12 protein-coding genes and 1 tRNA gene are annotated in these 12016 nt (G+C 64.4%); 4 read left to right on the top strand and 9 right to left on the bottom strand.

The genetic code is table 11. The features are described 5' to 3' along the window. Positions 1-42: 42 nt before the first annotated feature. Positions 43-828 (bottom strand): DUF4386 domain-containing protein, encoded by a 786-nt coding sequence (locus tag ACSSVQ_RS11200; protein ID WP_454183114.1) that lies wholly within the window; start codon positions 826-828, stop codon positions 43-45. A 176-nt stretch (positions 829-1004) separates the two neighbouring features. Between ACSSVQ_RS11200 and ACSSVQ_RS11195 the strand changes: the two genes are divergently transcribed. Continuing rightward, a complete protein-coding gene (locus ACSSVQ_RS11195; RefSeq protein ID WP_454183112.1) occupies positions 1005-1727 on the top strand; it encodes an SDR family NAD(P)-dependent oxidoreductase in 723 nt (240 codons plus the stop codon). A gap of 50 nt (positions 1728-1777) precedes the next feature. On the opposite strand, the gene ACSSVQ_RS11190 is transcribed toward ACSSVQ_RS11195, so the two are convergent. From ACSSVQ_RS11190 to hemC, 6 genes are all read right to left on the bottom strand, one after another. After that, positions 1778-1853 (bottom strand) — tRNA-Thr (locus ACSSVQ_RS11190). A gap of 134 nt (positions 1854-1987) precedes the next feature. Beyond that, a complete protein-coding gene (locus tag ACSSVQ_RS11185) occupies positions 1988-2998 on the bottom strand; it encodes an alpha/beta fold hydrolase (RefSeq protein WP_454183110.1) in 1011 nt (336 codons plus the stop codon). Further along, positions 2992-4674 carry a heme biosynthesis HemY N-terminal domain-containing protein gene (locus tag ACSSVQ_RS11180; protein ID WP_454183108.1) on the bottom strand — a complete coding sequence of 561 codons (1683 nt, stop codon included), beginning with the start codon at positions 4672-4674 and terminating at the stop codon, positions 2992-2994. The genes ACSSVQ_RS11185 and ACSSVQ_RS11180 overlap by 7 nt, the downstream gene beginning before the upstream one ends. Before the next feature lie 8 nt (positions 4675-4682). Further along, on the bottom strand, positions 4683-6167 hold the full coding sequence (locus tag ACSSVQ_RS11175) for a mitofilin family membrane protein (protein WP_454183106.1): 1485 nt from the start codon (positions 6165-6167) through the stop codon (positions 4683-4685). Between the two features lie 51 nt (positions 6168-6218). Then, on the bottom strand, positions 6219-6977 hold the full coding sequence (locus ACSSVQ_RS11170) for a uroporphyrinogen-III synthase (RefSeq protein ID WP_454183104.1): 759 nt from the start codon (positions 6975-6977) through the stop codon (positions 6219-6221). Between the two features lie 6 nt (positions 6978-6983). Further along, a complete protein-coding gene (gene hemC, locus ACSSVQ_RS11165) occupies positions 6984-7910 on the bottom strand; it encodes a hydroxymethylbilane synthase (RefSeq protein ID WP_454183102.1) in 927 nt (308 codons plus the stop codon). Positions 7911-8059: 149 nt separating this feature from the next. On the opposite strand from hemC, the gene tsaD reads away from it, so the two are divergent. Beyond that, the gene (gene tsaD / locus ACSSVQ_RS11160) at positions 8060-9142 is read left to right on the top strand and encodes a tRNA (adenosine(37)-N6)-threonylcarbamoyltransferase complex transferase subunit TsaD (RefSeq protein WP_454184687.1); all 1083 of its coding nucleotides are present in this window, start codon (positions 8060-8062) and stop codon (positions 9140-9142) included. Between the two features lie 165 nt (positions 9143-9307). Here the strand turns inward: tsaD and ACSSVQ_RS11155 are convergent, their stop codons facing one another. Continuing rightward, positions 9308-9436 (bottom strand): hypothetical protein, encoded by a 129-nt coding sequence (locus ACSSVQ_RS11155; RefSeq protein WP_454183100.1) that lies wholly within the window; start codon positions 9434-9436, stop codon positions 9308-9310. A gap of 432 nt (positions 9437-9868) precedes the next feature. Further along, a complete protein-coding gene (locus ACSSVQ_RS11150) occupies positions 9869-10510 on the bottom strand; it encodes a TetR/AcrR family transcriptional regulator (protein ID WP_454183098.1) in 642 nt (213 codons plus the stop codon). Positions 10511-10599: 89 nt separating this feature from the next. On the opposite strand from ACSSVQ_RS11150, the gene ACSSVQ_RS11145 reads away from it, so the two are divergent. Continuing rightward, entirely contained in the window at positions 10600-11601 is a 1002-nt protein-coding gene (locus tag ACSSVQ_RS11145; protein ID WP_454183096.1) for an NAD(P)H-dependent glycerol-3-phosphate dehydrogenase, read from the top strand. A 112-nt stretch (positions 11602-11713) separates the two neighbouring features. Further along, positions 11714-12001 carry a YciI family protein gene (locus ACSSVQ_RS11140; RefSeq protein WP_454183095.1) on the top strand — a complete coding sequence of 96 codons (288 nt, stop codon included), beginning with the start codon at positions 11714-11716 and terminating at the stop codon, positions 11999-12001. Positions 12002-12016 lie beyond the last annotated feature (15 nt).

Raw genomic sequence — 12016 nt, 5'->3', positions numbered from 1 at the left:
GTCCGGCGGGGGCAAGTCAATGCCCAGCGCCGCCAATCGGCATCATAGCAGCGCCGGTGCCGCCATCCCGGCCGCAAGCGCTGCGCTGGCCACCGTCCATCCCCTCCCGAGCGGCTGGAAATGCGCACCGCCTCGCCGCTGCAGCAACTGAACAGCGAGCAAGAGGTGCCACACCGCGAGAAGCGGAAAACCGAAATCCACCAACGGATCGAGAATATCGCCCGAAATCCCGATCTGCTCACCCGCCAGCAGGATCAGGACAGGCGACATGACGAGACCGAACCAGCAAAATCCCCGGCTGATATCCGTGGTCCGCAACAGCGTCACGTTCATGCTTGCCAACCAGATGCCCCAGAAGATGTTGGCGAGATGCTCGCCGACCAGCATGCCGGAGTAGTGATTGAAGGCGCCCTCGAGAAGCCCCGCACCCGCCTGACCGAGCCCGGCCTGTTCGACCAGATAGGGGATCAGGATGACCCAACGGCCAAAACCGAGCGCCTGGCAGAGACCCGCCAGCGTACCGAATGTAAGAGCAAGCGTCGCAAAGGCCCCGCGCCGCGAACCCGCAACGTGAAAGAGCAGCACCGAGATCAGAATCTGGGTGACACCCGTCATGGTGAGGACCCAGTAGGTGGGTCGGATCACGCTCTGGTTCGCGGCAAAGAGAGCGAACCTGTCGGCGGACGGATAGCGCAGGACCTCGGGAAAGTCGAAAGCAGGGCCGAGCATCATGAAAGCGCCGAACATCGCAACGATGTGAAGGATGAGAAAAACGGCCGCAGCCCGGTCGGGCGACGGAACGGCGGGCAGCTGTACAGTCTGTGTCATGCGGAATGTCCTCCTGTTGCTGACATGCCGATCATGGCCACCCGCAACAGGGGAGGATTGAAAGATCGCGCCAAACTCCGCACAGCGCGCAATCCCCGCAATTGGCGCGATCTTTCAATATCCGCGCCCGCCGACCGCCTATTCAAAAGGGTATGCACCTCAACCGGAGACAGGGCATGCAAGCGGACATAGACAAAAACCTTGTCGTCATCACAGGCGCAAGTCGAGGCATCGGGAAAGCGTTGGCGGACCTCTATTCGGATGAAGGCTGCCCGATCATTGCGGTCGCCCGCTCCTTTTCCGGCACCCCGGCGCCGGGCGCGATCCGGGTCGAGGCAGATCTCTCCACACCCGAGGGCATTCGTCAGGTTGTCGACGCCGTAGCGCAAGAAGGACGGCCCGTCGGCACGCTCATCAACAATGCAGGCATCCAGAATGCACTCGACCTCAGCACCGGTGAGATAGCCGGCAACAGCATCGACCGGGAAATCGCGATCAATCTGACCGCTCCCATTCAACTGACGCGCGGCCTGATGCCCTTCTTCCGCCGGCCCGGAGCAACGATCGTCAATGTGACCTCGCTTCTGTCGCGCCACCCCAAGACCTCCGCCCCGGTCTATTCCGCATCCAAGGCAGGCCTCGCCTCTTTCACCAATGCCCTCCGGCGTCAGCTCGCCCCGGTCGGCATATCGGTGATCGAGGTGGTGCCGCCTCTCGTTGACACCTCGATGACCGAGGGCCGGGGCAAGGGCAAACTAAGCCCGGAGGCCATGGCAACGGAGATCCGCAACGGCATTTCGGTAAAGACGCGGATCGTCGCGCCCGCGCTGGCCGGGCGGGCGTTACGGTTCAACCGTCTCTTTCCCGGGCTGATGGCGCGCATCCTGTCGAAAGGATAAGCAAGCAGCATCTGCCCAACCGGAGAAAAACGGTGGAATTTCGGGGAAAGTGGTGCCGCTTGGGTGACTCGAACACCCGACCCCATCATTACGAATGATGTGCTCTACCAACTGAGCTAAAGCGGCCCGCATCGCGAGCGTTTCGAAAACGCCGCCGAAAGAGGACCTCAAATAACGCGGCGCGCGCCCTTTGGCAATATCCCTGCGCCGCGGAAACGCGCAAGCCGCAAAGATTTTCCCGCAAAGACGTTACAGGCGGCCTAAGGCGCATCCGGCAAGGCAGGCGCGGTCGCCGGGCCGGAGGCCCCGCCCAGCGCAAAACTCAGGAAACCGCGCACATCCGCCGCGCTTTCTGCCGGCACTTCTTCCATCGGCACATGGCCGGCATCGGGATAGGTGACGATCTTTGCCTGAGGGATGCACTTTTTGAATTCTCCCGCCACGGAAACCGGAATGAGGTGGTCCTGCGCGCCCCACATCACCAGTACCGGCACCTCGATATCCGGCAGGCGGACGGCAAGACTGTCATCGTCCGGCTTGAAAGCGGCGAACCGCAGGGCGGTCGCCCGGCGATTGCCGTCGTAAAGCGTGAGATCGTAATAGCGGTCGACCATCTCCGGCGTCACCTTGGAGGGATCGGCGAAGACGCTCTTCACGCCTTCCTCGATAAGCGCGCGCGGCGTCACCCAGCGCATGATGACGCGGCCGATGGAGCTGCTGGCCAGCTCGAAAGCGAGCGGCGCCTTTTCATCCTCGGAATGCTGACGCGGAATACCGGCGGAATCGACCAGGATCAGCGCCGTTACCTTGTTCGGATGGTCAACCGCATATTGCGCGGCAACCCCGCCGCCCATGGAATTGCCGCCAATGGCGAAACGGTCGAAACCAAGCGCGACCATCACCTCATCGACGAAATCCGCCATGGCCTTCCGGCTGTAATCGTCACCCGGCACCGCACCGGTCAGGCCATGGCCCGGCAGGTCCATGGTCACGATGCGGTAGCTGTCGCCGAGTTGCGCGGCCCATGGCTCCCATGTCTGGAGCGAGGCGTTGGACCCGTGCAGCAGCACAAGCACCGGCCCGGCCTCATTGCCCTGCACACGCACATGCGCATCCGCGCCATCCGGCAGTTCGATGAACTGTGATGGCGGCTGCGCATATTTGGCAATGAGGTCATCCTTGGGGATGTCGAAGCGAACCGCCGCAATGGCGATCACCGCCAGCGCGGCAAGGACGAGCCCGACGATCCCCCAGACAAAGCGTTTCACCATTTCGTCGAGCCCTCCCGCGCCTCGTCCTCATCCCCATCGGGACCGGGATCGTCGGGCACGGGCGGCACGATGACAAGGTCTTCTTCCGCGTTCGCATCGTCTTCGGCGGGTGACGCCTTGACCGGGGCATCGGATTTCGGTGCCTCGGGTTTTTCGGGCGCGGGTTTTTCAGCCGTCCCGGCGGACGCCGCAGCTGTTTGAGCAACCGGCGAGCGAAGCTTTTCCGTCACGTCGCGGGCATCGTCGCCGGGCGCGGAAAACGGTTCCGGCTCGACCGTTTCAGTGACCACGCTTTCATGCCGCTCTTCCGGCGCGCCTTCCGCTCCGCCCGGCATGCCGGATGCGGGCAGCCGGATGGCAGGCATCGTCCAGCGCAGCGCATCGAATTCGCCCGTGACCGGATTGATCGGCGACCAGCGCGGCGAGCGATAGGCCTCGCCCACCCATTGCGGATCGTCGGGCGCATGCAGCGCACGGGTAAGCCAGCCGCGCGACGAGCCGCGATTGCCGAACTCGCCTTCCTCGATCTCCGCCATCAGTTCGCACACCCGGCGTGTCGGTGCTTCTTCGGCGCCGGGCCCGGTAAAGGGTGCAAGCGCCTTGCGCGCGGCCTGCCAGTCACGTGCGCCGATTGCCGCGCGCGCCACGAGGATGCGGCTCTCGACATGATCGGGCGCCAGCTTTTCAAGGTCATAGGCCCGCGTCAGCCGGTCATAGGCACTCTCACCCTCGACCATTTCCAGCCAGGCGCTCGCAAGATCGGGATGGGGCTCATGCGCCCAGCCATCCTGCACGAGCTTCATCGCCTTGCGTGTGCGTCCCGTCGCCGCTGCGGCGCGCACGGCAAGCGCCATGGCGGGCGGGAAATAGGGAGCAAGCGACAGAGCCTCCGAGGCCAGCCGGAAAGCCCGGCCGAATGCCTTGCGGCCCGCATCGCCCGCCTGCATACGGGCCGCGACCTCCGCCTCCTGGGCCTGCGCGGTCAGCAGCACGGCGCGGCGACGGCGCGCTTTCTCCCGGTCGATCAGCTTGGAAGCCAGTTCCGCGTCCAGCACGTCGAGCGCGGCCTTCCAGTTTTCTTCCGCCGCCTCGATCTCGAAAACGGCCTGCGCCGCCCAGGGCGTATTGGGGCGGAGCTTGAAGGCGCGCTTGGCGATTGTCAGCGCCTCGTCGCGGTCGCCCGTGCGCTTGGCCTGGATGAAGAGGCCGCGAAGCCCGAGAAATTCCGTTTCCGGCGTGGCGATCATCTGGCGGAAATAACCCGCTGCCGCCTGATCGTCGCCCTCAAGCTGGGCGGCCTGCGCCGAGAGGAGAAGCGTCAGCGACGGCGCATCGAGAAGCTCGCGCGCATCCTTTGCAAAGCGTTTCGCATCGCCCGCATCCCCGGCGGCCACCGCCACCATGCCGCGCGAAAGCGCCAGGAAGCCCTTCTTCTGCCGCCGCTCCTGAAAATAGCGCGTCAGCTCCGCCGGGCTGCCCATCGCACTCACAAAGAGACGATAGATGAACAGCGCGAGGAAAGAGACGACAGCAAGCAGTGCGATCCCGACCACGAAACTCGTGCGGATCTCATAGCCGCGCCAATGCATGACGAGCTGGCCGGGATTGTCGGCAAGCCAGATGCCGACGGCGGAAAGCGCCGCAATGACGAGAAATATATAGAAGGCACGCAGCATGGGGCAACTCAGCCTTTCAGTTCGGCAAGACGCGCCGTGACACGAGCCGTCAGCTCACGGACGAGTTTCTCCGCATCGAGACGCTTTTGCGCCTCGCTCATCCAGGGCGCTGCCGCTTCGGCGGCGGCCCCTTTCAGCGCTTCGCCCTGCGCCACCGCGCCAGCGAGATCGCCTTCCTTCAGCTTTTCTTCCATCCGCGCAACGATGGCTTCCGTGCTGTCGCCGGAAATCTCGCCCGTGCGCCGCACGGTGACGAGCGAAGCGGCATTGGCAAGAAAACGATCCCAGATGCTGCTGTCGCCTTCGCGGCGGGCGGCATCGAAAATCTTCTCGATCAGCGGCTCGAAACGCGCCTTCAGCGCGGCGCGCGTCGGCACGCCGTTTACCGCCGCCTCATCGAGTTCCGACGGCACGTCTTCTTTTGGCAGGAAGGAGGAGACCGTCTCAAGCTCGGTCTTGAACGGTCCCGCCCCTTCGATGGCGCGGGAGAGATTGGCAAGCGCCAGCGCGAGCGCGGCACGCTGCGCGGCACCCGGATCGTCGGCCTTCTGCTCCAACGCGGCGAGGCGCGTTTCGATCTGCTGAATCTGCGGCTCCAGCTTGTCGATCTGGGCACCGAGCTTGCCGATCATCGCGTCGAGACGCGCCACCTTGTCGTCGAGACCGGCAGACGGCAATTGCGCCTGCATCTCGCCGAGACGGTTCTGCGCGGCGACCGCGGCTTTGTTCGCTTCGGTGATCGTGTCCGCCAGCCCGGCATTGCGTTCTTCGAGCGCGTCGAGACGGGCGGAGAGTTTGTCCACCGCCTCCGTGGAGGCGCCGCCGCCCGCGCCCGCCGTCTCGCCCCGCGCGGCCACTTCCTGCTCGAGACCGCCAAGACGCGCATCCAGGGGCTCAAGCGCATCGCCGATGGCGGCCTGCACATCCGGCTGGCTGCTTTGCAGACCGTCGATCTTGTCCGCGATATCGGCAATGGCCTGCTTGTTGGCGCTCACGGCATCAGCCGTCTCGGCGGAGCCATCGGGCTTTGCAATACCGAAATGCCAGGCAATGACGACCACCGCCGCCGCGCCGGCGATCCCCGAGATGAGACCGCTGATGAGATGGAGATGACTGGCCGGGGAGGCCGCGGGCGGCGGGGCTTTCGTGCCATCGCCGCCATTGCCCTTGCCACCACTGCCGCCCTTGCCGCCCGTTGAAGCGGCCTCCGGCTTGCCCGACCCCGAAGCGGTGCTCTTGGACGCTGCTCCCTGCGCCGCGGCGCCTTGGGCCGCCGCGCCCGTTTTGTCCGACCCTGAGGCGCCTTTCGGCGTATCGGCCTTCACTTCCTCGGCCTTGCCGTCCAGCACTTTGGGGCGCTTGCGCTGGGAGTCCGCGCTCTTGCCCTGCCCTTGCGCGTCGGGCTTCAGCACCTCCGCGTCGGGAGATGCCTTTTCGCTCTCCGACCTGGCGTCGCCATCTGCGGGTTTTTTCGGACCGTTCGCATCGCTCATCTGGGGGCATCCATCTATTTGTCGACTCGATACTATAAGGGCTTGGCGCCTTCAGGTCAGGTCGTCACGGGCCGCGAGGGCCGTCTTGTTCACAAGTTCAATCAACGCGGGCTGTTCCGGCCTTTCCGCAACGTGAACGCGCCTGAAAAGAGCGCCCTCGCCGTCACGCCCCGCCGCATCCGCCGCCACGGCGCCGGAAAGGCAGAAGGCCTCGACCCCGGCCAGTGCCCCGTCAAGGCCCGCCTCATGCACAAGCGTCATGAAAAGCCGGGCCGTACGCGGGGAATAGAGCAACACACCATCCACATCGCGGGCCTCCAGCGCGGCATGCGCCACGTCGGGCAGGAAACGGACCGGACGCGCCTCATAAAGCACCGCGCGGACCACCTCGAACCCCTTCACGCCCAGCATGACCTGCAGATCGCCCGCCGTCACGCTGCCCGCAACATGAAGAAGCGGCCCGGCATCCGGCGAAAGCTCGGCGCTCACCAGATCGGCCAACGCCTCCACATCGCCATCGGCGCTGCGAACATGGCTAAACCCTGCCGCCCGCGCCGCCTCCGCCGAGGCATGCCCGACGGCAAACACGGGAACGGCTTTCAACGCCGCAGCCTCGCCGCGCGCCGCCAGCGCCCTGGCGCCATTGGCGCTGGTGACGAGGATCGCCTGCCAGTCGCGGACCGGCAATTCGGCCGCATCGTGAAAATCGATTTCCATCAGCGGCGCGAGAACGGCCTCATGCCCGTTCCCGGCAAGAGCCGCCATCAGTTTGCCCGCATCGGCTTCCGGTCTTGTGACGAGGAGCCGCATATCACCTCATACCGTCTGGAAGAACTGGGGTCCGGCGCGGGATTTGAGCTCCTCGCCCGCCTCAATGCCGAGGCTTTCCGCCTCGCCGGCAAGGCCTTCGCGCGAGGTCTCTATCACTTCCGCCCCGTCCGGGGTCAGGATCATGCCGGCAAGCCGCATCCGTTTGCCGGAAATTTCCGCCAGTGCCGCGATCGGCGTGCGGCAGGAGCCGTCCAGCACGCGCAGCAGCGCACGCTCGGCCGTGATGCGCAGACCCGTCGCGGCATGATGGATCAGGGCAAGCGCTTCCGCCGCTTCATCGTCATCGGCGCGGCGCTCCACGCCCACCGCGCCCTGGGCAACGGCGGGAAGAATTTCATCGCTCGAAAGCGGTGCCGTCACACGGTCCGTCAGCCCCATCCGGGTAAGACCGGCCATGGCGAGCAGCGTCGCATCGGCGACGCCCTCTTCGAGTTTCCGCAGCCGCGTATCCACATTGCCGCGGAAGGGGACGATTTTGATGTCAGGTCGCCGGAGCTTTACCTGGGCGGCGCGCCGGAGAGACGATGTGCCGACCACCGCGCCTTCCGGCAGTTCGGCAAGCGAACCCGCCTTGAACGACAGAAAGGCATCGCGCGGATCCACCCTTTCCAGAATGCAGTCGATCAGCAGCCCGTCCGGCAGTACGGTCGGCATATCCTTCATGGAGTGGACGGCGATATCGATGCTCTTGTCGATAAGCCCGTCCTCGATTTCCTGCGTGAAAAGGCCCTTGCCGCCCAGCTCCGACAGGTTGCGGTCCTGCACCCGGTCGCCCTGCGTGGAGATGACGACGACCTCGGTCGCCTCTTCCACCGGACGGCCCAGCGCCGCCGCGAGCCGCGCCGCGACATCGTTTGCCTGAATGAGCGCGAGCTTGGACCCGCGTGTGCCGATGCGATAGCGGCGTTGCATGCGTCTTCCCGTTGCTGTAAGCGCCCATTCCGATGGCGCGCGAAACTCCGACGCGCCCCTTATATAGTGTTTCGAGCCTCTTTCGAGAGGGGCGCATAGCCGCATTCGCGAAAGAAAACCCGGGAAAGGCACCGCACGTGCAACCCACATTGACCGTTCTGGGCATCGAGACGAGCTGCGACGAGACCGCGGCGGCCGTGGTGCGCCTCGAGCCCGGCGAGACGGCCATCGGCACGCAGGGACAAATTCTTTCCAATGTGGTGTTTTCCCAGATTGAGGATCACGCGCCCTATGGCGGCGTGGTGCCCGAAATCGCCGCCCGCGCCCATATCGAGCATCTGGACGGGCTGATCGAGCGCGCGCTTTCCGACGCCGGGCTCGACTGGGACGACCTCGACGGTATCGCGGCGACCTCCGGGCCGGGCCTGATCGGCGGCGTGATCGTTGGCCTGATGACCGCCAAGGGGATCGCCGCCGCGCGCGGCCTGCCGCTGATCGGCGTCAATCATCTGGAGGGCCATGCGCTCACCGCGCGGCTGACCGACGGCCTGCCCTTTCCCTATCTGCTGCTGCTCGTCTCGGGCGGCCACAGCCAGCTCCTCATCGTGGAGGATGTCGGGAAATACCGTCGCCTCGGCACCACCATCGACGATGCGGTGGGCGAGGCCTTCGACAAGGTCGCCAAGCTGATGGGGATCGGCTATCCCGGCGGCCCGGCGGTGGAAAAGCTGGCAAAGAAAGGCGATGCGGCGCGCTTTGCCTTCCCCCGCCCGCTCCTCAACAAGCCCGGCTGCGACTTTTCCTTCTCCGGCCTCAAGACAGCGGTGCGTCAGACAATCGACGCCTTCGACCCGCTGACGGACAAGGACAAGGCCGATATCGCCGCTTCCTTCCAGGCCGCCGTGGCCGATGTACTCTCCGACCGGGCAGAAACCGCGATGGCGCAAGCCGACCTCGTGATCCCGGAAGGAAAACGCCGGTTTGCCGTGGCGGGCGGCGTCGCCGCCAATATGGCGCTGCGCGAACGCCTCCTCGGAACGGCCCATGCCTGCGGCTATGAATTCGTCACCCTGCCCCTGAAACTCTGCACCGACAATGCGGCCATGATCGCCTGGGCGGGTGCCGAACATCTGGCCCGGGGCGAAACCGACACGCTGGATGTGGCGCCCCGCGCCCGCTGGCCGCTCGACCCCGACGCCGCCCCCGCCCGCGGCGCGGGCGTAAAGGCCTAGCCCACTACCCGCACAAAAAAAGCCCCGATACCGGGGGGCGGTATCGGGGCAAATGGACCTCAAACAAGGCCCTAGGGGTCGCCGGCTTTCCATAGGGGGAGGGTGAAAGCCGACTGAGGGAACGCTATTGAAAGGCGACAAGCCAAGGGGGAGGAGCCCCTCGCCTCACATTGTCGATACGACGCCACCCGACATCAGGATCAGCGAAACCGCATAGGCGGCGAGAACGATGGCGGCGGCGAGGCCTGTGCCCCTGTCCAGAAGCTCGTCCAGATTGCCTGCGATGCGTTTCATGTTCCGATCCTCAATGTCGGCTGGCGGCTTGGCGGCCGGGCGACCCGGCCTGCCGAATTCGTCGACGCCTCAGGCGCCGTACTGGGTTACGACCTGCGCAAAGAGCGCGACCGCATAGCTCGCAAGCGTGAAGGCAGCGAGCTTGTAGGAAACCTTGCGGGGCTGAATGTTCATCATGGGTCTTCTCCTGTGCCTGAAGGAGGGCAGCGTTTCGGCGCTCTCCAGTGCCGATGACGGGGATTTAGGAGCCCTCTGAACAAAAAACAATGAACAAAACAAAAAATATTCATCGTTCAGCATTCATGTTGCCGCAATGCAACAATAATTTGCACAGAAAAAACGAGTTAAATAAGATATTTCAATGGGTTAGATCGTTTGCTGCAATCGCACCAAGCTGGAAAGAAAATTTGTGCGCCGCAGAACTTTTGGCCCTCAGGCCTCTTCGGAGAGGCTCTCGAGAGCTTGAACGCCCGGATCTGCCAGCTCGATTCCGGCCATCAGCGCGGTCGAAATCATCGTGTAGACGCCCTTCAGTTCTCGCTCCAGCTGCTCCAGCGACAGGCTGGTGAAGAGCTGGGGATACATGAACTTCATGGTGGCGGACTGGATGATTTCCGCGAAGAAGACCGGATCGGCCACCCTGAACTCGCCGGAGGCGTTCCCGAACTCGATGATCCGCTGCAGCACTTCGCGCTCGCGTTTCACCCCTTCATTCAGGAACTGCGGACGCTCCGTGGCGACGATATGCGCCATCTCCACGATCTTCGGGTCCTGTTCCAGCGTGTGGAAGGTCTCCCGCAAATCCTGAAACAGGAAATCGTAAAGCCGCTCCGCCGCGCTGCGGCCGGGCCGGGTCAGGATATGAGACAGGGCCGCCGCATTCTGAATCGAGGCATTGCGGCAGATTTCCTCGGCAATATCGAGCTTGCCCGGAAAATAGCGATAGATATTGCCCGGCGACATCTCGCAGTCTTCTGCAAGCTCGGCCATGGTTGTCTTCGTGTAGCCGTAATGCTTGAAACGGCTGCGGGCGGCTTCGATGATTTTTGTTCTGGGATCGTCGCTATCTGTCATTTGAACGATTATAAGCAAGACCATTGAACGATCAATGAACCGTTCAATCTTCAGTCGCGTGTTCCGGGCGACGAAATACGAGGGGTCCAATGCGGCAGTTTAAGAAAATCAGCGTCATAGGCGCAGGCGCCTGGGGAACGGCGCTGGCACAGGTGGCGGCGGACGCCGGGCGCGACGTCACCATATGGGCCCGCGAGCCGGAGGTCGTCGAGAGCATAAATGCCACGCATGAAAATGCGACCTTCCTGTCCGGTGTGGAACTCGATCGCGGTATCGACGCAACGGCCGACCTCGCCGGTGCGGCAAACGCCGATGCGCTGCTGATCGTCACGCCCGCCCAGTTCGTGCGCGCCACGCTGAAGGAAATGGAGCCCCATCTGGTGCCCGGCACGCCTGTCATCCTCTGCGCCAAGGGGATCGAACAACGAACCGGTTCGCTGCTGACACAGGTGCTGGCGGAAACGGTGCCGCAAGCCACCGCCGCCGTTCTTTCGGGGCCGAGCTTTGCCCGCGAGGTCGCCATGGGCCTGCCCACCGCGGTGACGTTGGCCTGCGCCGATGAGACGCTCGGCCATGCGCTGGCCGAAGCCATCGGCTCGCGCACCTTCCGTCCCTATTACTCGACCGACCTCACCGGCGCCGAAATCGGCGGGGCGGTGAAAAATGTCCTCGCCATTGCCTGCGGCGTGGTGGAAGGCCGCAAGCTCGGCGCCAGCGCCCGCGCCGCGCTCACCACGCGCGGCTTTGCCGAAATGACGCGGCTTGGCCTCGCGTTCGGCGCAAGGCGCGAAACGCTGGCCGGTCTTTCCGGCCTCGGCGACCTCATCCTCACCTGCAATTCGCCCCAATCGCGCAACATGTCGCTCGGCATTGCGCTGGGCGAAGGCAAATCGCTCGACGAGATCATGGGGGCCCGCAATTCAGTCAGCGAAGGCGTCCATACCGCAACGGCGCTGGCCGAGCTCGCCAGCGCCAAAGGGGTGGACATGCCGATCGCCCAGGCCGTCGCGGCCATCGTGACAGGCCGCATGGAAGTCGACGAGGCCATGGTCGCGCTCCTCTCCCGCCCGTTCCGCGCGGAGGGGGATTGAAACCTGGACGCATGAAACTCAAACCTGTGAGACTTGGGCGCGGTCGCCGTTCCGGATAGACTCGCGCCCAACCCGCCCCGTAGCCAAACCTGCCCTGTAGAAGGTTCCCGACATGCTTTTCTGTCTCTACTGCACCGACAAACCCGACTCGGTCGACATCCGCCTCGCCAATCGCGACGCCCATTTGAAGTACTGGGCCGATGCGGGCTGCGTGAAGATCGGCGGCCCCTTCACCACCGATGACGGTGCCACGATGAACGGATCCATGCTGGTCATCGACGTGGACAACAAGGCGAAAGCCGAAGCTTTGGTCGAAAGCGACCCCTACAACAAGGCCGGCCTCTTCCAGTCCACCGAAGTCCGCGCCTGGAAATGGCTGCTCGGACCGCAACAGGACTGACAGGGGAAAGACGAA

It is taken from the genome of Parvibaculum sp. MBR-TMA-1.3b-4.2 (assembly GCF_053628815.1).
This window is presented reverse-complemented; position numbering and strand designations above follow the sequence as displayed.